The organism is Nitrospira sp., assembly GCA_029194675.1.
GTDB lineage: Bacteria > Nitrospirota > Nitrospiria > Nitrospirales > Nitrospiraceae > Nitrospira_D.
In genome coordinates this window covers 393291-412782 of the sequence record JARFXP010000002.1, presented here as the reverse complement: position 1 = coordinate 412782, position 19492 = coordinate 393291, and the positions used below count along the sequence as shown (strand labels likewise).

At 57.8% G+C, this 19492-nt stretch carries 19 protein-coding genes; 14 read left to right on the top strand and 5 right to left on the bottom strand.

The window, feature by feature from the left end:
• Positions 1-41 precede the first annotated feature (41 nt).
• From pxpB to P0120_10775, 10 genes are all read left to right on the top strand, one after another.
• Positions 42-785 carry a 5-oxoprolinase subunit PxpB gene (pxpB, locus tag P0120_10820; GenBank protein MDF0674811.1) on the top strand — a complete coding sequence of 248 codons (744 nt, stop codon included), beginning with the start codon at positions 42-44 and terminating at the stop codon, positions 783-785.
• A complete protein-coding gene (locus P0120_10815) occupies positions 772-1527 on the top strand; it encodes a LamB/YcsF family protein (protein MDF0674810.1) in 756 nt (251 codons plus the stop codon). Before pxpB ends, P0120_10815 begins: the two co-directional genes overlap by 14 nt.
• Complete coding sequence (locus tag P0120_10810) at positions 1524-2492, top strand: biotin-dependent carboxyltransferase family protein (protein ID MDF0674809.1); 969 nt, start codon at positions 1524-1526, stop codon at positions 2490-2492. Before P0120_10815 ends, P0120_10810 begins: the two co-directional genes overlap by 4 nt.
• A gap of 218 nt (positions 2493-2710) precedes the next feature.
• Complete coding sequence (locus tag P0120_10805; GenBank protein ID MDF0674808.1) at positions 2711-3583, top strand: NmrA/HSCARG family protein; 873 nt, start codon at positions 2711-2713, stop codon at positions 3581-3583.
• Positions 3584-3895: 312 nt separating this feature from the next.
• The gene (locus P0120_10800) at positions 3896-4255 is read left to right on the top strand and encodes a nuclear transport factor 2 family protein (GenBank protein MDF0674807.1); all 360 of its coding nucleotides are present in this window, start codon (positions 3896-3898) and stop codon (positions 4253-4255) included.
• 286 nt (positions 4256-4541) lie between these two features.
• Positions 4542-5750 carry an NAD(P)/FAD-dependent oxidoreductase gene (locus tag P0120_10795; GenBank protein MDF0674806.1) on the top strand — a complete coding sequence of 403 codons (1209 nt, stop codon included), beginning with the start codon at positions 4542-4544 and terminating at the stop codon, positions 5748-5750.
• 88 nt (positions 5751-5838) lie between these two features.
• On the top strand, positions 5839-6351 hold the full coding sequence (gene msrB / locus P0120_10790) for a peptide-methionine (R)-S-oxide reductase MsrB (GenBank protein MDF0674805.1): 513 nt from the start codon (positions 5839-5841) through the stop codon (positions 6349-6351).
• A 59-nt stretch (positions 6352-6410) separates the two neighbouring features.
• On the top strand, positions 6411-6794 hold the full coding sequence (locus tag P0120_10785; GenBank protein MDF0674804.1) for a hypothetical protein: 384 nt from the start codon (positions 6411-6413) through the stop codon (positions 6792-6794).
• 37 nt (positions 6795-6831) lie between these two features.
• The gene (locus P0120_10780) at positions 6832-7386 is read left to right on the top strand and encodes a hypothetical protein (GenBank protein MDF0674803.1); all 555 of its coding nucleotides are present in this window, start codon (positions 6832-6834) and stop codon (positions 7384-7386) included.
• A gap of 3 nt (positions 7387-7389) precedes the next feature.
• Complete coding sequence (locus P0120_10775) at positions 7390-8283, top strand: cysteine hydrolase (protein MDF0674802.1); 894 nt, start codon at positions 7390-7392, stop codon at positions 8281-8283.
• A gap of 111 nt (positions 8284-8394) precedes the next feature.
• On the opposite strand, the gene P0120_10770 is transcribed toward P0120_10775, so the two are convergent.
• On the bottom strand, positions 8395-9246 hold the full coding sequence (locus tag P0120_10770; protein ID MDF0674801.1) for a hypothetical protein: 852 nt from the start codon (positions 9244-9246) through the stop codon (positions 8395-8397).
• Positions 9247-9392: 146 nt separating this feature from the next.
• On the opposite strand from P0120_10770, the gene P0120_10765 reads away from it, so the two are divergent.
• Together P0120_10765 and P0120_10760 are read left to right on the top strand one after the other, a co-directional pair.
• A complete protein-coding gene (locus P0120_10765) occupies positions 9393-9854 on the top strand; it encodes a hypothetical protein (GenBank protein MDF0674800.1) in 462 nt (153 codons plus the stop codon).
• Positions 9851-11236 carry a GAF domain-containing protein gene (locus P0120_10760; GenBank protein ID MDF0674799.1) on the top strand — a complete coding sequence of 462 codons (1386 nt, stop codon included), beginning with the start codon at positions 9851-9853 and terminating at the stop codon, positions 11234-11236. The genes P0120_10765 and P0120_10760 overlap by 4 nt, the downstream gene beginning before the upstream one ends.
• Before the next feature lie 316 nt (positions 11237-11552).
• Here P0120_10760 and P0120_10755 read toward each other — a convergent pair whose 3' ends face one another.
• The 4 genes from P0120_10755 to P0120_10740 form a co-directional block, all read right to left on the bottom strand.
• Positions 11553-12029, bottom strand: coding sequence for a glutathione peroxidase (locus P0120_10755; protein MDF0674798.1), 477 nt, complete (start codon positions 12027-12029; stop codon positions 11553-11555).
• Positions 12030-12107: 78 nt separating this feature from the next.
• Positions 12108-15233, bottom strand: coding sequence for a CHAT domain-containing protein (locus P0120_10750; GenBank protein MDF0674797.1), 3126 nt, complete (start codon positions 15231-15233; stop codon positions 12108-12110).
• A 45-nt stretch (positions 15234-15278) separates the two neighbouring features.
• Complete coding sequence (locus P0120_10745; GenBank protein MDF0674796.1) at positions 15279-16400, bottom strand: outer membrane beta-barrel protein; 1122 nt, start codon at positions 16398-16400, stop codon at positions 15279-15281.
• Positions 16401-16491: 91 nt separating this feature from the next.
• Complete coding sequence (locus tag P0120_10740; GenBank protein MDF0674795.1) at positions 16492-16767, bottom strand: hypothetical protein; 276 nt, start codon at positions 16765-16767, stop codon at positions 16492-16494.
• 686 nt (positions 16768-17453) lie between these two features.
• Between P0120_10740 and P0120_10735 the strand changes: the two genes are divergently transcribed.
• Positions 17454-17891 (top strand): hypothetical protein, encoded by a 438-nt coding sequence (locus P0120_10735; protein ID MDF0674794.1) that lies wholly within the window; start codon positions 17454-17456, stop codon positions 17889-17891.
• Between the two features lie 357 nt (positions 17892-18248).
• On the top strand, positions 18249-19427 hold the full coding sequence (locus tag P0120_10730) for an acetyl-CoA C-acyltransferase (GenBank protein ID MDF0674793.1): 1179 nt from the start codon (positions 18249-18251) through the stop codon (positions 19425-19427).
• Positions 19428-19492 lie beyond the last annotated feature (65 nt).

The window sequence follows — 19492 nt, the reverse complement described above, 5'->3', positions numbered from 1 at the left end:
TGCCGCAAACCGGTTAGAAGGGATCAGCTATGGCGTGACGAATGTCTCCTTCCTATCCTTCAAGACGTCCGAATCGAACATCCAAAGAAATATTCCGTCTTGCGCCGCTCGGCGACTCCGCGATCACCGTGGAGTTCGGCGATGAGATCGATCCCCGGATCAATGCCCGCGCCGTCGCCTTTGCAAAAACCGTTGTTGACCAAGGCTGGAACGACATTCTTGATGTCGTACCAACCTATCGGTCGGTCACAATCCACTTCGATCCCCTTCACTGGAAGTCGGTCGTCTTGGTCGACAGACTGAAAACCTTGCCTCGACCGGAGTCAAACGACACCGAATCGCAGGGAACGTTGCATGAGATTCCCGTTCTCTCTGGCGGCGAAGGAGGGCCGGACTTGGAGGACGTTGCGACTTTCGCCCGCCTGCCACCGGCTCAGGCCGTCAGGTTGCACGTCTCGATCCGCTATCGTGTCTACATGCTCGGATTCAGCCCTGGCTTTCCCTATTTGGGATTGGTCCCCGAGCGCTTAGCCATGCCGCGCCTGTCCACGCCCCGCGCCAAGGTCCCGGCCGGGTCAGTCGGCATTGCCGACCGTCAGACCGGCATTTACCCGACCACGACACCGGGCGGCTGGCGCCTGATCGGACGGACTCCGACCTGCCTGTATTACAAGACCGGCGGAAACCCTTTTCTGCTGAAGCCAGGGGACGTGGTCCAATTCAAGCCGATCGATCGAGCTGAATTCGATCGTCTGAGCCATGAGACACCACATGACAACCATTGATTTGAACAGTGACATGGGTGAGTACGAGAGCGCGGAGGCTCTGGCTTGTGAAGCTGAACTCATGCCGCTGATCACGTCGGTCAATATCGCGTGCGGCGTTCATGCCGGCAATCCCGACCTCATGCGCAGGACGGCAACGCTAGCTGCACAACACGGAATCGCAATCGGCGCGCATCCGGGATTTCCGGACGCCGAAGATTTCAGTCGCCGGGATCGTCGAACTTCTCCCGATGAGGTCGCATCGTTAGTGTCCAGGCAATTGACGGCACTGACCGATGTGCTGACGCGAGATCATCTGAGACTCACCCATGTGAAACTTCATGGAGCGCTGTATCACTTGGCTGCCAGGGATCGGGCCACGGCCGATGAAGTGGCACGAGCCGTGGCGACATTCGATCCACAGCTTCTGCTCTTTGCGCTCGCGGGATCAGTCCTCGTGACGAGCGGCAAAAACGCAGGGTTGGTGGTTGTCCAGGAGGCCTTTGCCGATCGAGCCTATTGCGCCGACGGCACACTCGTCTCACGCTCTGAGTCAGGCGCGCTGCTGCAGACCGAACAGGAGGTGCGCCGGCAATTGCGCGAAATCCTGAACGGCTACGTGACCAGCATCGATGACCGACTGGTGTTGTTGCATGCCGACAGTCTGTGCATGCACGCGGATACTCCGCGCGCCGTCGAGTTCGTCCGGCTCATTCGAAGCGAGATCGCATCGGCAGGCATACGCATCAAGGCACAAGCGTGAGGCATCATCAGCCTACCAGCTTTGTCGTGGTGAAGGGCGGTTGGTTGACCACGGTGCAGGACCTGGGACGATACGGCTATCAACAGTATGGAGTCCCTGTCGCCGGCGCGATGGACTGCTATTCCGCAATCGTCGCCAATCGCCTGGTGGGAAATCCCGATCATGCGGCAGTGCTCGAATTGACCTTGAAAGGACCTGAGCTTCTGTTCGAGCGAGAGACTGTCATTGCCATCACCGGAGCAGACCTCTCCCCGACCATCGATCACAACAGTGTCCCGCTTTGGGAAAGCCTCGAGGTCTCACGTGGCAGCCGACTGAGTTTTGGCAATCAGCGAGCTGGGGCTCGCGCATACCTGGCGATCGCCGGCGGCATCGACGTCCCATGGATTCTGGGCAGCCGTTCGACACACTGCGCAAGCGAGATGGGTGGGGTCCAGGGAAGGCCATTGAAACAGGGAGACATCTTGTGCGGCGGGAGGCCCACTGAATCCGTAGACCGTTTGGTTGGGAAACGGCTTCCGGATCGGTTGATCCCTCGCTACAGCCGATCGGCGACTCTACGCATCATCCCGGGTCCTCAACAAGATTCTTTTCGGGCCGCATCATTCACGACCCTAACCGGTTCCTCCTACAGGGTCACTCCGCAATCCAATCGGATGGGGTATCGTCTCAGCGGACCACCGCTCGTCCACAAGGAGCGGGCTCAATTCATCTCCGACTGCACCGCGATGGGCGCCTTGCAAGTCCCTCAAGACGAACAACCAATTCTTCTGATGGCCGACCGACAGACAACCGGAGGGTACCCCAAGATCGCCGTGGTGATCTCAGCTGATCTGCCCCTTGCAGCTCAATTGAGTCCTGGCGACACCGTCACCTTTGCCCTATCCACTGTTGCCAAGGCGCAAGCAGCATTGAGGAAACACCGTACTCTGCTCGATGCAGCTCTGCCGCCACAACATATTTAGCCTCGACAGCTTCTTCTGTTCCACTCTCGCCTATGGCCTCTGCTAGGTGCTTGCCTGGAGCGACCGTCTCGATCTAGCTCTCCAAACACTGTTTCAAACCATCAAGTACCCTGTCCAAGTTTTTTCGGGGTGCATTACGATTCGATTTGTGCCAAATTTTATGAAAGCGTAACGAGAATTCCATTTTCCTTGGTGTGTCAAAACAAAGGAGGGTGGCTATGACAGCCTCAAACAATCCGATATTGGTGACCGGGGCGACAGGGCAGCAGGGTGGAGCGGTTGCGCGGGCGCTGATCGCGAAGGGGCAAAAGGTTCGCGTGATGACGCGGCATCCGGAGAAGGCTAAGGCGCTAGCCAAGGCTGGAGCGGAAATCGTGCAAGGCGATCTCACAAACCAGGCTGTTTTACAACTCGCGTTGCGCGGCGTGAACGGCGTCTTTGCCATGTCCACCCCCTTCGAGGCGGGTATGGATGTCGAGGTGCGCCAAGGGATCATGCTGGCCGATGCGGCCAAGCAAGCCGGGATCACGCATTACGTCTATACGTCCGTCGGAAGTGCGCATCGCCATACCGGCATTCCGCATTTTGAGAGCAAGTGGAAGGTGGAGCAGCATATTCAGAAGATCGGATTGCCGGCGACGATTCTGCGGCCGGTCTGGTTCATGGACAATTTCACCACGTTTGCGAAGCCTTCGGCTGAGGGCATCCTCACATTGCCCATGAGACCGGCCAGAAAGCTGGCCATGGTCGCTCTCAAGGACATCGGTGCTTTCAGTGCGGCAGCGTTCATGCGCCCCAAGGATTTCATCGGCCAAGCGATCGACCTGGCGGGTGATGAACTCACCATCCCCGAGACCGCTGCCATTTTGACAAAGACCATGGGCAGACCGATCAGCTTCCAAGAGGTTCCATTGGACCAGGCCGAGGGCGCTATGGGACATGACTTCGCGGTGATGTTCCGCTGGTTCAACGAGGTCGGCTACGCGATCGACATTCCCAAGCTGAAGCAGCAATTCGGTATCCCGCTCACCACGTTTACGGAGTGGGCCAAGACGATTGAGTGGGGAAAGGTGAGCCAGGCAGCTTCATAATTTCCATTCACGCTCTTTGACAGTGCCTGTTGAAGAAGTTCATACTTTGAATTCTACACCCGCCTGCGACCACCTGAGGCGCGACTGCCCTACTCCATGAGAAAGGCGGTCGAGTTAAGCACTTCTTGCTATGACACGGCTTGCGAAACCTTCCACGCGATTGATTTCCATTGATGTGACAGGACCGATGAGGATCGGTCTGCGCAGTACCACAACCCATCACCTTACTGCGGAGGTGTGCTATGGCTACCGGACCCCAAGCCAGTGCCACACAAGAACGCAGCGAGCAATTCTTCTAGAAAGGAGTGCACTATGAGCCTTCAAACCATTGCCGGCCAGTTTGTGGAGATGTGCAACCAGGGTAAGAACTTCGACGTGATGCAGACGATGTACGCTCCCGACATCGTGTCCGTCGAGCCTAACGGCGAGGAAACTGCCGGCAAGACACCGGTCATCCAGAAGTCCGAGCGCTTTCAAGCCCAAAATCCCATCAGCGGAGAAAAGGTCCGCGGTCCATTCTTCAACGGTCCCAATCAGTTCGCGGTTCACTTCACCTTCGAAGTCACCCCCAAAGCCACCGGCCAACAGATCACGGTGGAAGAGGTCGGTATCTATACGGTCAAGGACAGCAAGATCACGCGCGAGCAGTTCTTCGCCGGAGGCGCGCGGTAACGGCACATGGGATCGATGCACCACACTGTTCTTCTTGTTTAGGAAGCAATCATGAACAACATGGCCAAACGAGAGCGATATACCCCCACCCCATGCGTGTAGTAATGGATCAAGACATGCAGAACACATTGGACGGCGGCATGAACCAGCTCTGATAAAAGAGTCATATGGAAGGTCACGCGGAGGGGGCTTCCCATGAAAGCAATACGGCTGCATCAAGCTGGTGTCCCCGAGGCGCTTCCATTCATGCTTCACATCGACCAACCGAAACAGGAGGTATCCAACCATGAAGCGCATCTTGATCATCGGTGCCGGCTTCGCCGGCATGTATGCAGCCCTGTCCGCTGCGCGCCTGCGCAACGAGCAAGGCGTCTCGTCCGACACTCTTGAGATCGTCGTCGTTGCGCCGGAGCCGCGGCTGGTGATCCGCCCCCGCCTGTACGAGCCCGCACCCGAGACCATGGTGGCATCGCTCGCTGAAGTGTTCGAGGCCATCGACGTCCTATACGAACGGGGCCGGATCGACGTCATCGACTCCGCCAGCAAGTCGGCCGTGGTCGTCGGGCCCGACGGGATGCGGCGCCCGCTGCCCTACGACTGCCTGGTGCTGGCTGCCGGCAGTCAAGGGTTCAAGCCGGACATCCCAGGCCTTGCCAAGTACGGCTTCACCGTCGATCAGCTCGACGACGCGATTGCGCTCGACCACCACCTCAACGCCTTGGCGAACCGGCCATCTTCTGCCGCCCGGGACACAGTGGTCGTCGCGGGTGGCGGCTTCACCGGCATCGAGGTGGCGACCGAAATGCCATCGCGCCTGCGCGCTATCCTCGGGCCAAAGGCAAACGTCCGCGTCATCATCGTCGACCGCAACGAAGCCATCGCGCCAGCGATGGGCCCCAATCCGCGTCCGCTGATCGAGAAGGCGCTGCGCGAGGCCGGCGTGACAACCAGGCTCGGCGTGGGCGTCTCGGCGCTGAACGAGAGCGGAGTCACGCTGAGCGACGGGCAGTCCATTGAGAGCGCCACCGTGATCTGGGCGGGCGGCTTCCACGCGAGTCCACTCACCGCGCAGGTCCCGGCTGAGCGCGATCGCTCCGGCCGACTGGTGGTTGACCGCAATCTGCGCGTTGCCGCGGTGCCGACGATCTTCGCAGCCGGCGACACCGCGCAGGCGGCGACGGACGACCTGGGGCACCAAGCACTCATGTCGTGTCAGCACGCCAACCGGCTCGGTGCCTCCGCCGGGTTCAACGCGGCGGCGGACCTGCTCGGCGTGCCGCTGGAGCCATATCGACAGAAGAACTACGTCACCTGCCTCGATCTTGGCCCGCCCGGCGCCGTGTTCACTAGAGGCTGGGACGCCAAGGTCGAGATGAGCGGCGACAAGGCCAAGGCGATGAAGCGCGAGATCAACACGCAGTGGATCTATCCGCCGCGCCCCAACCGCGCGGACGCCTTCAAAGCCGCCGACTGGGCGCGCTTGGTCGACTACTAGAGCAGATCTCGGCGGTATGGAGGTCTACCATGCATACCAATCTGTGGTACATGAAGCGTGCCTCATCTGGCCGTTGAACGGAGGATCTATGATGCAGGATGAGGACCGTTCCACCACAGCCGACCGCGCGAAGGGCGATTCCTTTTCAGCGGAAATTTTGCAATGGGACGATGTGGTCCGCTTAGCCCGTCACGGCAATCCTCTGCCGCCGCGTCGAGTAGAAAAGACGGAGGCGCAGTGGCGTGCGCTCCTCACCGACGACCAATTCCGCGTGACACGTCTGAAGGGGACTGAGCGGGCACACAGCTCGGACATGTGTCGGCTGTTCGAGCCAGGACAGTATCGGTGTCTTTGCTGTGATACCGTACTGTTCGATGCGACACGGAAGTATCAGAGCCATTCCGGTTGGCCCAGTTTCACCCAGCCCGTGGCGCCGGGCGTGATCGCCTATCATCAGGATGACAGCTATGACATGAACCGGATCGAGACGACGTGCAATGTATGCGATGCTCATCTCGGCCATGTGTTTCCAGATGGGCCTGAACCGAGCGGATTACGCTTCTGCATCAACGCCCTCTCGTTGCGGAACGCCGGGGGTTGATCTGCCTGAAAAGACGACTTTCGACGAAGGGACAGGCACACGACAAAAGAAGTACTTCCGTGAGCCGAACTGAAACAGCGATATTGGCCGGCGGTTGTTTCTGGGGCATGGGGGATCTCATCCGCAAGCTCCCCCATCACCTGACGGGTCCGCAGTCCGAAAATATAGAGTTCTTTGCGCGGGAGTACCCGAAGGCGCTCAGCCGCCCGATCACCTATCAGGACATTCCGGTCGGGGCGTGGCGGGACAGGCTGCTCAAGCACAGCCTGCCGGCTCATCTGGTGAACCACCTCACGACCATGGCCGATCTGCACCGCGCGGGACGTGACGATCGTATGTCCGACGACGTGCTCACGCTAACGGGCCAGAGGCCGCTGAGCGTCCAGGAGTTCATCGGGAAGCATGCGGCGACGTTTACCCCCTCGGCACAAGGGGCTGTCTGAGTGTTTCCGAGGAATGACCATGAAAGGAGTACACCACATGCGTCATAGGATCGCGATCATCGGCCGGCTTTCAGCCTGTGTCTTGAAACGGACCATCCTTGCTGCCGGACTCGGCTTGTTCATCGTGTCCGGCGTGTTGGCTCAAGATATCACGGTAACCGAGCAAACCTTTGGCTGCATCCTCGACTGGCCGAAGGTCAGAAATACGTATTTCAAGCACGACGATCCGAAGAAGTTGAAAGAGGCGATGCGGATCTTCCGCGACAGCGTGCCGGACAAGGAATATCCAGTCGGCACCGTCCTTCAGCTTATTCCGTTTGAAGCCATGGTGAAGCATCCGCGTGAGAGGTTTCCCACGACGAACGGCTGGGAATTTTTCGACCTGGAGGTCTCCAAGGAGGGGACCAAGATCAAAGAGCGAGGAGAGAATGTCGTTAATCATTCTCAGGGGGTCACATGTTTAAGTTGTCATCAACCGGCGGCGAAATTCGACTTCGTTTGTGAAAAGGGACACGGCTGTGCTCCAATCCCCTTCGACGATGAGAAAATTGCAGCGATTCAGAAGACGGACCTTCGCTGCAATAAAAAGTAAGCGATGAGATCGAAGCAATCCAATAAGACCGATCCTATAGTTGGAGACCAGACGTCTACGAGCGAGGATGGCCCATCGCGGCGCGACATTCTTGTTCACGGAAGCAAAGTCGCAGCCGACATCGGGGTTGCCGCCTTGCTTGGTAACTTGGGAGCCTTCCCGGGAAAATCATATGGTATGGACCGTTCTCCGACGAATCTCCTCGATTCTCTGATGCCCGCACGGACGGCCTTACTGGTGATCGACATGCAGCGTGATTTTCTCCTGCCGGAAGGGTACGCGGCACAGGCGGGGCTCAACATCACGCCTCTGATCGCGACCATCCGTCCGATTGAAAAGCTGCTCGCAGTGGGACGGGCAGCCGGGCTGTTGATCGTGCATACCCGAGAAGGCCATGTGCCTGACCTTTCCGATTGTCCCCCATATAGGCTGGAATGCAGCCGAAGGGCCGGTGCGGAAATCGGCTCGAAAGGGCCGCTCGGACGCCGGCTGGTGCGTGGAGAAGTCGGGCACGATTTCGTCGAGAGCTTACGCCCAAAGACCGGTGAGATCGTCATCGACAAGCCCGGTTATAGTGCGTTCTCTCACACCACACTGCAACAGGCGCTGACCAAGCGCAGTATCGAAACGCTCATCATCACAGGCGTCACCACGGAGGTGTGCGTCAGCTCAACGCTGCGTTCTGCGGTCGACCTTGGATACCGATGTATCACGGTGAGTGATGCCTGCACTTCGGGTGATGCAGCCTTACACAAGGCTGCATTGGCCATGATCGGTGTGGAAGGCGGCATCTTCGGCGAAGTCGCCACGACTGCTCAGGTTGTAGAACGATTCGCGCGGTCTGTTCCACTCGTCAGAAGTCCGGTTATTCCAAACCTCCGTACCACACAAGGATGACAGATGCGTCCGGTGTGAGGGATAGCCAACATGGGCAAGAAAAGCCGGTCAGATTCCGTGCTCTGACCGGCCCTTGCGCCTTCTGAAGTTTGGATCCGCCTTATCTATCATTCATTCCACAGTGAATTCGGTGGTCATGCCATGAAGAAAATGCGGTCGTCCGGTGACCGTATCCGGCACAAAACAGATGAGGCCGTACCTCCCCGTTTCGAATTCTCCGGTAAAGGACATGCGCGCTCCTTTTTTAATGCCTGTAATTCCGCTCACCAAGGCACCCCGTGGCGGACCCGAAGCACCGGGTTCGAACGAGGCGATCACATCCTGAACCGTTGCGCCGGTCGCCAGCCGCACCACCACGACTTCATGGGGTTGAGTCCCGTGATTCACAACCTCGATCGTCTGAAGTCCGGACTCCACTCGTTTTGAAAGTATGAATTGATAATCCACTTGCGTGATGGTCACTGACGGTTTCTGCTGCGAGACCCTCACTGGCTTTCCTCCTCGCACGGACAGCACCTTCTGCATCCCCAGCGCAACGTGAGGCACACCGTTCTTATCCGGAATCCAGCAGATGAGCACATAGTCGCCTTCCGTCAGGTTCACCGTGGCGGATGCCGAATTGTTCTCTTGGTGCGCATTCGGTCCACCGGCATATTGCACCCAGTCGGGCAGATGATGTGGATCGGCTGCAATGGCCGCACGGAAGTCAGCCGCCGATTTCCCTTGCAGCAGCTTTAAGAACTGGATGTGGTGAAGGTCTCGCCCTTCATTCACGATCCGAACGGTCGTAAGACCGGCAGTCAGACGGTCGGGGCCGCTGAAGCTGTAGTCGTGGGCCACAAACACCACCGATCCGTCCCCGCCGGGCAGCGCTGCGGCACTCTGACGGTCGCCTGCCCAGGCCGACAGTGACGCAACCGCTATGGATAGGAACGCCATCGAACCGTATAACCTGTATCGCATGATCTCCTCCTGTGTGTGATTCGCTCGTTTGGAACGTACTCATTTCGTACATTGCAAGCGGGACACTACCACGCCGTTCCGCGACACGGATCCTAAAACTATGCTAACCTTCGCCTAAATCTTTCCTAACGGACTTCCTCGATTGCATGATTCCTGATTGGGTCGTCACGCTTCTTCAAACAGGCTTCTCAGTCATGGTCGGCACTCGCAATGAATCGCTGATGCCGGAATGCACGCGCGCATGGGGGATGCATGTCGCAGCGGACCGTGTCAGCCTGACGCTCTTCCTCGCCGAGACATTCGCCGGCAAAACGCTCGACAACCTGCGCGACAACGGCATGATCGCAGTCACCTGCACCAGACCCACTGACCATATCACCTGCCAGTTGAAGGGGCAGGTCCGAAGCATCAAGCCGGTGACATCGGCTCAGCGAGAGCTGAGCCGGCGTTGGCATCGGGACTTCACGGCCGAACTGACGGCCGTCGGCGTATCGTCCACATTGGCTGAGGGGTGGATTGTCGAACCGACCGTTGCCGTGGAGATCGCTGTCACCGATGTCTTTGATCAAACACCTGGACCCGGCGCAGGCAAGAAGATTGGACCGTGAACCAGGTATCGTTGCCGATCGAGGATCTATGGGCATGCTTTCAAGGCATGGTCCCAGCTGCCTTGAGCACTTGCGCGAATGACGGCACGCCGAATATCACCTTTATCAGCCAGGTCTATTATGTGGACTCCACACACGTCGCGATTTCGTTTCAATTCTTCAACAAGACTCATCGCAACGTCCGCGAGAATCCGTTCGCCTCTGTCGTCGTGTTAGACCCGCGAACATTGCACGCCTATCGACTCCAACTCCGGTATGACCATTCTGAAGAGACTGGACCTTTGTTCGACTCGATGTCACTTCAACTCCAGGTGGTTGCGTCCTACTCGGGCATGACACAGGTGTTTCGCCTGCTGGCGGCCGACGTGTATGAGGTGCTGGGCATCGAACGCTTGAATGGCTTCACAAGACTGCCTGTTCCACTGCGATCCGAACGCCCGTCCGAGCTCTTCATCGAGCCCGATTTGGTGTCGCTTCGTTTGATCGCCGAGCGGCTGAACCATGCGCAGACATTGGATGAGGCGTTGCAAGGGTCGCTTCAGATGCTTGATGATCTCTTTGGTTTCCACCATTCGATGATCCTTCTTGCCGATGAGCGGAACGCCAAGCTGATGACCATCGCCAGCCACAGCTATCCAGAGAACGGCGTCGGGTCGGAGATCGGCATAGGTGAAGGCTTGATCGGCATGGTGGCGCGTGCACAGCGGGTTTTACACTTATCCGCCATGGATCACAGTTTGCGATACGCGCGTGCGGTACGGGACCGCGCCGAATCTATGGGAAAGACGGAAGCCATCGAGCGCGCGATCCCGCTTCCAGGTCTGCCCGATGCAGCCAGCCAAATCGCGGTGCCATTGGTGACGCGCCGGCGCTTGGTCGGTGTGCTGGCCGTTGAGAGCAAGGATCCGCTTGCCTTTCATCCACGCAAGAACACGTTGCTGTCCATCATCGGACTGCATCTCGCCACAGCGATCGACCAACTCAGCCGCGACACGGACGAGGCGCCGACGGATCGAGTTAGATCTGTGTCGGCAACCTCCATGCCCAACCGGACAGCTATACGCCGGTTCAGCTATTTTCACAAAGACGACTGCATCTTCGTAGATGGCGACTATCTCATCCGCAACGTGCCAGCCAGGATCCTCTGGCGGTTGCTCAAGCACTATCGAGATGAGAGCCGGATAGAATTCACGAATCGAGAACTGCGCATGGATGCTTGGCTGGGCTTACCCGAGATCAAGGACAATCTGGAAACCCGGCTGATTCTCCTTCGCCGACGGCTGGAGCAGAAATGTCCGGATGTAAGACTTGTGCAGCGAGGTCGAGGCCGCTTTGGACTGGAAGTCGATGCAGTAATCGACTTGTGCGAAAAGGAATGCTGACGTCAGCGCTGAACCGAGGCGCGTAGACGGTCACAAGCGAGCCAGGAATCCGGCGAATGAGATCCCTGCCCCGAGCGTTTGAAGATTTGGTTATCGTGATGTGTGACCTGGGCAGTTCCACACCGCAGCAAGATCGACTAAGGAGCAGTCGAGAATCCAGCCTCGTCTATGTCCGACGAGCAAGGGAAAGAATCTCCTATATCAGCACACTCCCCTCCCTCTTGTTCGACCACCACCGCTCAGGTTGTGGAACGATTCGCGCGATGAAATAGATCTTGAGCGAAGATGTGCGGACGGCTCAGGGTTTGGCGGGCGCTTACAGCTTCGCGGCCAGGTCGGCCTCGATCATCTCCGGTTTATCGCTCGGCGCATAGCGCTTCACGACCGTGCCGTCGGAGCCGACGAGGAACTTGGTGAAGTTCCATTTGATCGCCTCGGTACCGAGAATCCCGGGCTTCTCCGACTTGAGGTATTGGTAAAGTGGGTGTGCATTCACGCCGTTCACGTCGATCTTTGCGAACATCGGGAACGTGACCCCATAGGTCGTAGTGCAGAACTGCTCAATCTCTGCTTCGCCGCCCGGCTCCTGGTGCCCGAACTGATTACAGGGAAAACCGAGCACCACGAAATCCCGATCTTTGAATTTGTCGTAGAGCGCTTGCAGTCCCTGATACTGCGGCGTGAAGCCGCACTCGCTCGCAACATTGACGATGAGCAGCGTCTTGCTTTGATAAACGTCCATCTTCTGCGGCTTGCCGTCGATGGTCACGAGGTCAATGTCGTAGAAACTCATAGGGTGCATCTCCATGGTGTGCGGCTTCCTTACCATGCTTGAGCTTCCCCAGCGTCTTCGCGAGCCCTGCCTTGGCTCTTAACCCTGTTTCAGCGCGAAATCGTAGCTGCCGTAGTGAATGTAGTCGGCCCAGTCGACGGATTTGAGCTCGGTGCGGACCCTTTCCCGGCCGGCCAGGAGCGCGGCGCCGATCGTCTTTTGCCGTAGCAATTCCATGTAGAAGGTTTGGGCAAAGGCTTCAGCAGCCTGGTCCCCGACTGGCCAGTACGTTCCCACGTAGTTCGCCACGCCTCCGCGCAGGAACGCCTCGGCCAATCCCACCGCTCGCTCAATGCGCTTGTCCATATCGAGGTCTCGCTGCTTCTTTTCCGGCGGCTTCCTGATACGGCCCGCTTCACAGGCATTGAAGAAGACCAGGCTCGGAAGATTGCCGATCGCCGCCAAATCTGCGCCATTTAATATTTCCTTCCCGTGGCACAGAATGCCGCTGCGAGCCGGCATGCGAGGATCAAAGAACGCATGCCCGGCATAGTGGACCACATCATAGGCGCCGGATTGGAACTTCTTCAGCAACGCCGACTTCGTGGCTTGTGGGCCATGGACTTTTTCGACAACGACCCCCGGTTGAGCGCTGAAGAGACTCTCGATCCGCTCCCCTTCCCTCTCGGCTCCCGGCAAATCTTGAGTGGGATTCACGACGAGGAGAAGTTTGAGTTTATCGGTGCGCTGCCGCTGTTCCAGCCACTTGGCCACCGACAAGTTACCGGCAAGATAACGCCGGCTCAAACCCTGACTGATCGCCGGGGCCCATCCGTTGATCTGAATCGTCTCCCAAGGGATCCGTGAGGATGGGGCATCATGCACCACTACCAGATGCTGCTGTTTCATTTGTGGCAGCACGGCGAGGATTCGCTGCGGAAGCACGAGGTGCGCCAACTCATCGCCGAATCGAGTCAGCGTGTCAAGACTGAAGGACGGCGACTCCACCTTCTTAAAGTGTCGATCCAGAGCCTCGTTCGTAAGGTGTTGCGTATCAGTAATGACGCTGGCCTTGGATCCAGGCGTCAGGATGGACGACGTCAAGCTGAGCATGCCCTTATCCTGATCGGGCGCCTCCTGCCGAACCAGCAAGTAAGCCGGCTCGGGGCCTTTCGATGCACGAAGCCCGCTGGGTACCAACGGAGGCTTGAGCCGCGCCTCATCGAACGTGACTTCGATGTCATCGAAGAGCGGAGTGGTCGCAAGCCGCAAGAGGGCCGAGCGAATGTCTTGATAGCGCTGCTGGTTCATCTCACAAACCGTAATTCGTCTGAACCAATGGTCCCCGTCTGTGTCTTTCAACGCACGGAAGAAGCCGGTCAATAAATCCTGCAATGCCTTGTCGATGTCCTGGCCGCTCCGCCCTCCCAGCAATACCGTGCCGAATTCTTCGACGCTCGTTCGGATACAGGTGCGGACGATATTCTCGGCACTCACTTGCAAGACGGTATCGCTAAACCGATCGAAGTCGCCGAGCCCGACGAAGATGATGAAGTCCGCTTGGAGCGGGTGGCGGCCGGTCGGCATCACGAACACCTCACCCACATTGCCGGCAAACATTCGCCTCGCCGTAAAATCTCTAATGGCCCCACCCATCCGTTCATCGAGGGCATCGGCCGGGCCGCTGGGAGCGACATTGCGGTAGATGCCCAACACGTAGGCGCGACTGTCCAACTCTGTGATACTGCCGAGCGCCAGTCGGATGTCGAGGCGATGCTGTCTTCGACGTCCGACGATGACCTGATTCAACGGCTGCTCAAGCAGAGTTGGTTGCGCTGCTGCCGCGGCGACTGGAGCACCAGCCACAACCGGTTGTGTTCGACTGTCAGGAGCGACAAAACCGTCCAGGGCGTACCGAATGTCCTGCTCGGTTAACTCCTTCCCTTTACGGCCCCCATAGGCCGGGGTGCGGAGTTCCTGCTCCGGCAGGGCGCGGGCCGTGCTGCGCTGGCTCGGTGCCCATTGCTGAGGCAACAGCGACGTATCGCCCTGCTGCAGAATGTCAATGGTCGCTTGAGCGACGAGGCGATTGTTGGGCAGACTGCCGTGTGATTCCTCTATATAATAGGTCTTTGTTCCCTCCAGTTCAGCGAATGCTTTCGGCACCGTGCCATCACCTTCGATGGACTGCTGATACACGAATTCATTGTCACGCAACTCCAAATCGACGACCGTTTCCTGGTTCACTCCGGCGATGAGGAAGAATCGATCGTCAGCCGGCGCGAGCGACTGCTGAACCGGCGGCACCTGTACCAGGAGGGACTGCTGCGGCTTGGGACCTTCGGTCGGCCAGGAGTCGACCTCGAACAGATCGACGTCGTTGAACACCTCCTTGGTCGGGAGCAGCTGGTACAGACCCGGGAACGTCGTGAACACCAGCGACGACAGCTCCTCCGCATCGTGCACGAGATCGATGGCGGCGACTTGCTTGACCACGGGGTAGACGGCCCGAATCGCTTGCACCGGCGCGAACGATCCATGGTTCGGGGTTCCAAGCATCACCAGACGACTGATCTTCCTTGTCACGGACGAGTCCCGTGTGATAGCCGCTCGTGCGACCAACCCTCCCATACTATGCGCCACAAGCCCAACCTGTTCTACACTTTCTGCTTGCAGCTGGGTCACCAATCCTTCTCCCAGCACATCCAAGCCCTTTCGCCAGTCGTAATAGTGAAACTCCGCATCGAAGCCTGCCGACTTCAACCGCAACCTCAACCCTGTATAGGCTAACGGAATGGCTCCCAATGCGGTGAAATTGTCGGGCGACCCATCGAGGGCCAGCTGACTCAGCCTCCCCCGCGCAATATCCACCGGATCAAACCACAACACATCGTCAAGAATCGAACGGCCTTTTCCGATCGTCGACCCCATGATGCCGGGCAGAATCAGCACCCGCGGGCCACCTCGGACTGTCCGGCGCTGAGCCTGTGTCGCCAGCTCTCGCAACTCTTGATACTGGGCCTCGCCGAAATAGGACTTCAGTAGGTCGGCGTCCTTGCCCGTCGCCAAAGCGTCCTCGATCTGGTCTTCGCGGTAGGAATAGGCGGCTAACCCATTCCGGCCTTGCCGACCTTGCGCATCCTTTGCGGCTCGGCGACTCGGCCGCTGGCGTCTAGATGAGGATGAGATGGACCCTCTTCGCTGCTCCGGCTTTGGCTTCGCCATGACTGCTCCTCTCGGCAATACTTCGTACTTTGTCCTAGCAGCCCGTCAGAAATGGAGCGACAGTCCTCCGACGAAATGACTAATATGGTAATCAGCTTTCACTCCTGCTCCTCCGGAAAAGCCATCGGGCGTGTAATCGAACGGCGCAAAATTGTATTTATATTCACCAAACAGTGCGATGCGCTCGGTGATGAAATAGCGCAGACCAGCCAAGCCATTGAAGCCAGGCACGGCGTTGTCGGAGAAGCCGTTGCCATTGTTCGACAGATGGGCGAAGAAGACCCCAAGCCCTACCCCGCCATAGGGTTGCAGCCGGCAAAACTCCCGCTCATAGTGAGTTTCATGGTGGATGTCACGGGTCGTCATCACAGCTCGCTCCATCACAGCTCGCTCCACGCGGGTCCTCTGTCCCGTACTCGCATCTACCCGATCCACGTACAGCTCTCCCGTCTTCGGATCTCGCCGCTCCATGTATTCCATGTATATGTCTCCGGTGCTCGGATCTCGCCGTTCCCTGTACGTCTCTCCCGTCGTCGGATGCTTCCGCTCCTTGTAGGTGCCTTCTGCCGTCCGCTCCGTTCGCGTTTCCGTTCGCTCTCTTTTCATTTCACAGCCGAATTTGAGCCGGCCGACCACATTGAAGGCCAAGGTCGTGACTCGCTGGTGGATCCCGGGCGCCTGACCGTCCTGCTCCACATGGGGAGTCGTATTGTACGCCTCCATCTCCAGGCCCAGCCAATCCAGTCGATCGCCGAAGAAATGCCCGACCTTTCCACCATAGACGACTGAATCTGCAAGATCGCGATCCCTACCCGTGTTTGCCACGTCACTGAGGCTACCGCCGAATGTATAGCCGCCGAACCCTCCCACGTACGTTTCGCTCGGGCGCACCAGTTTCCGTTCAATTCTCGTTTCCGGTTCGGCCACTCGCGCTGGTTCGGCCTGTTTCAACTGCTTGGCCTCATTGGCCCGTTCAGCTTCCGTCGGCGTCACGGTAGGCGGCTGCTGACTAGGGATCGGCTCTGTGGGGACCGGCTCTATGGGAACAGGCTGTTCGGGCGTCGGTTGCGAATAGGCGACCGGTAATCCCATGGGCATCAGGCTCCATGACAACATCAGCATCGTTCCGTAATAAACCATTTTTCTTGATCGGAATCCTTTGTGCATCGCGAACCTCCTCCTGATCTATAGAAGGTAGTCGAGCAATGTGTGATCGGGTGATGCGGGATATCTCGATCCCGGTCTTTCAGGGCCGGGATTACTTGGCCTTCTCCTTCATTTCATTCGCTGTTCCTTTCGCCCGTTCCATTTCACCCTTAGCCTTGCCCTTCGCTCGTTCCGCTTCGGCACTGATCTTGTTGCCCTTCGCATCTTCGATTGCCCCCTTCGTCTGACCCTTCGCCTCCTCTGTGAGCGCCTTGGCTTCCCCTTTCATTTTCTCCATGGTGGCGGTGGTCTCACCCGAGAACGAGGTCGTGGCGAATCCGGTCACTGCGAACAGGGTGATGATGAGATGGAGCGTCCAAGTCTTCATGATATGAGTCTCCTTTCGTGTAGGACCATAATGCCGTCCCTCCTGGTCAATTGCCTGGAGGCGACGGAGGTTGATTTCCCTCGCTGCGACATGATCTAGACCGGCCCGCCGCCTTGCTGCCGTAGGTGCAAATGTCCCTGGTCGAATGGCGCTATGCTATATAGAAAAATGTCTCTAAAAGCTAGCATTAAATACTGACAGTATTAAATTATGATAGGGCTGAACGGTCCCCCTCTCCTATTGTGTAGACCCCGTCTTGGCCCAAACGTGATGCGGGGTACTTGACCTGCGATAGTCTTTTACGGTAGAAAGTTGATGTGTTGCGTCAGGACTGTGGTTCCCCTCGGAGATCAGACTCCCACACCTGCCCAGCCAAGCAGCCTTGAAATATTTCTTGTGGACTCGTTCATAAGAAATGTGTTAGCACTACCCTAACAATTCGCCATGTCGTTCGCGACGGCTTGCGCGAGAAGCATCGGCTCCTATAGATTGCTGATTGTCGAGAGGGGGAAGTTATGGCAGCAAAACACACAAAGAAAGGCGACAAAGAAATCGGGAGGAGCCAAGGAACCGAACAGGCCGTTCGGCTCGAGCCGCCGGTTCCCGTAGCGACAGTAGCTACAAAAGAAGCAGAGCACACGAGCCGACTAGAACCATCACCTGCACAAGAATTGAGGAGGTCAAACATGACTGCTGAAGCGATGAGCGAGGAAAGAGTGAAGGACGGGTATAGAGAAATGGCAAAGAACTGGAAGGACGGATATCTTCAAGGTTTGAACCTGTGCCTGCAATGGCAGGAAGACAACGAGCGCCTGATTAGGGATTCGTTTAAACAGGGCTTGTCCGGGTCGCGTCAAGTCCTGAGTTGGTGGAAAGGCTGGGTAGAAGATCAAGCGCAGAAGCAAGAGGAGGCCCAGAGACAGTCGAGCGTGGCAAGTCCGATTCCAGGATTGACAAAGCAGTCGACCGGTGTTGTTCTGGCGGCGATCGAACCGATCTTCAAACATTCGGAGACGATTGCTGAGAACTCCTTTGGATATTACGAGCGCTCGGTGGCGGCCCCGTCGAGGACATACGTCCGTGAGATCAACAAGCAAGTGTTGAACGTGATGATTCCTTCGTAAATCTGAAACTTACAAAGCAGTGGTGTATGGGCTAAGGGGTGGCCAGGCGCGCCCCTTAGCCTGTACCGTGGTGCCAGATATGTCAACGTGCTGCTGGTTCGTCGGTATCGAGGACCTCGGGAACTTTCCCTCAGCATTTCGGCGTCTCCCCTAACTATTCGGTTTACCGATTCAGAGGTCATCCGGCCATCGCCACTTCTGAGTGAGGGGGAAGTCTAACTGCTCGCAGGCGGATTAGGATCTAGACATCAGGATCAGATGAGCCTAGTATTGGATCGGTCACTCTAATATCATACAGCGCAGCAACTGAGGAACACTTATGAATCCGGGCTTGAATCTCAAACAAGGAGGTGGGTTGTGCAACACGTACTCATAGCTGGAGCGGTGCGCACCCCGATCGGCAATCTGAATGGATCGCTGAGCACCTTGAGCGCCACGGCCTTGGGAAGTTCCGTCATCCGGGAGGCCTTACGGCGGGCGCATGTCCATCCTGAAACCGTGGATGAAGTCATCATGGGGAATGTGCTTTCAGCAGGACTTGGCCAGGCTCCTGCAAGGCAAGCCGCAAAGGGAGCGGGGCTCGCTGATACCGTCTGTGCCACAACGGTGAATAAAGTCTGCGGGTCAGGGTTGAAAGCCGTCATGATGGGTTGCCAGTCGATTCAATCCGGAGACTCCCAAGTCATTGTGGCAGGTGGAATGGAAAGTATGAGCCGGGCTCCTTATATCCTGGAGCGGGCCAGGTCCGGATACCAAGTGGGACATGGAGAACTCACCGACAGCATGATCAAGGATGGGCTCTGGGATCCGTACGGGAACCTCTCCATGGGCGCCTGCGGTGAGTTGTGCGCTGAAAAGTATCAACTCTCGCGCGAAGAACAGGACGATTTTGCAGTGCAGAGCTATGGCAGAGCGCTGAAGGCCAGGCAGGAAGGCTGGTTCAGCGGCGAGATCATGGAGATTGAGGTTCCGGGGAAACCGAAACCGATCGTTATCCGCGATGATGAACGGCTTGCACGATTCGACGAGGCCAAATTGCGCAAGCTCAAGCCCGCCTTTAAGCAGGACGGAACCATCACGGCAGGTAATGCGTCCGGCATGAACGACGGAGCGGCTGCCATGGTGCTCCTCTCCGAAGAGCGAGCCGAGTCAATGGGTGTGGTTCCACTGGCAAGAATCCTCGGTTACACTCAAAAGGCGATCGCGCCCGAGTGGTTCACCATCGCGCCGATCCAGGCCATCTCGGCCTTGCTGAGCAAGCTGCGAGTCGATGCGGCTCAGATCGATCTCTATGAGGTGAATGAGGCGTTCGCAGTCGTGCCGATGGCCGCAATGAAGGAACTGAGGATTGATCCGGCCCGATTGAACATCCATGGTGGGGCGGTCGCACTCGGCCATCCCCTTGGCGCCACGGGCGCCAGGATGCTGACCACGTTGCTATACGCGCTGAAGCGGATGGGTCTGAAGCGAGGGATCGCAAGCCCTTGCATCGGCGGCGGAGAGGCGGTCGCAGTGGCGGTCGAACTCTTGAGCTGAACCGTCTTCACCATGGTCGGTGCGACCGGCTGTGCGAACGATAACCGTACTGGACAAAAAGAGGC

Bases quoted from the DNA above. Each gene is read 5' to 3' on its own strand.
- P0120_10815 (MDF0674810.1), top strand. From the start codon at position 772: ATGACAACCATTGATTTGAACAGTGACATGGGTGAGTACGAGAGCGCG.
- P0120_10795 (MDF0674806.1), top strand. From the start codon at position 4,542: ATGAAGCGCATCTTGATCATCGGTGCCGGCTTCGCCGGCATGTATGCA.
- P0120_10750 (MDF0674797.1), bottom strand. From the start codon at position 15,233: ATGGCGAAGCCAAAGCCGGAGCAGCGAAGAGGGTCCATCTCATCCTCA.
- P0120_10780 (MDF0674803.1), top strand. From the start codon at position 6,832: ATGCGTCATAGGATCGCGATCATCGGCCGGCTTTCAGCCTGTGTCTTG.
- P0120_10770 (MDF0674801.1), bottom strand. From the start codon at position 9,246: ATGCGATACAGGTTATACGGTTCGATGGCGTTCCTATCCATAGCGGTT.
- msrB (MDF0674805.1), top strand. From the start codon at position 5,839: ATGATGCAGGATGAGGACCGTTCCACCACAGCCGACCGCGCGAAGGGC.
- P0120_10745 (MDF0674796.1), bottom strand. From the start codon at position 16,400: ATGCACAAAGGATTCCGATCAAGAAAAATGGTTTATTACGGAACGATG.
- P0120_10805 (MDF0674808.1), top strand. From the start codon at position 2,711: ATGACAGCCTCAAACAATCCGATATTGGTGACCGGGGCGACAGGGCAG.
- P0120_10735 (MDF0674794.1), top strand. From the start codon at position 17,454: ATGACTGCTGAAGCGATGAGCGAGGAAAGAGTGAAGGACGGGTATAGA.
- P0120_10800 (MDF0674807.1), top strand. From the start codon at position 3,896: ATGAGCCTTCAAACCATTGCCGGCCAGTTTGTGGAGATGTGCAACCAG.
- pxpB (MDF0674811.1), top strand. From the start codon at position 42: ATGTCTCCTTCCTATCCTTCAAGACGTCCGAATCGAACATCCAAAGAA.
- P0120_10740 (MDF0674795.1), bottom strand. From the start codon at position 16,767: ATGAAGACTTGGACGCTCCATCTCATCATCACCCTGTTCGCAGTGACC.
- P0120_10775 (MDF0674802.1), top strand. From the start codon at position 7,390: ATGAGATCGAAGCAATCCAATAAGACCGATCCTATAGTTGGAGACCAG.
- P0120_10755 (MDF0674798.1), bottom strand. From the start codon at position 12,029: ATGAGTTTCTACGACATTGACCTCGTGACCATCGACGGCAAGCCGCAG.
- P0120_10765 (MDF0674800.1), top strand. From the start codon at position 9,393: ATGATTCCTGATTGGGTCGTCACGCTTCTTCAAACAGGCTTCTCAGTC.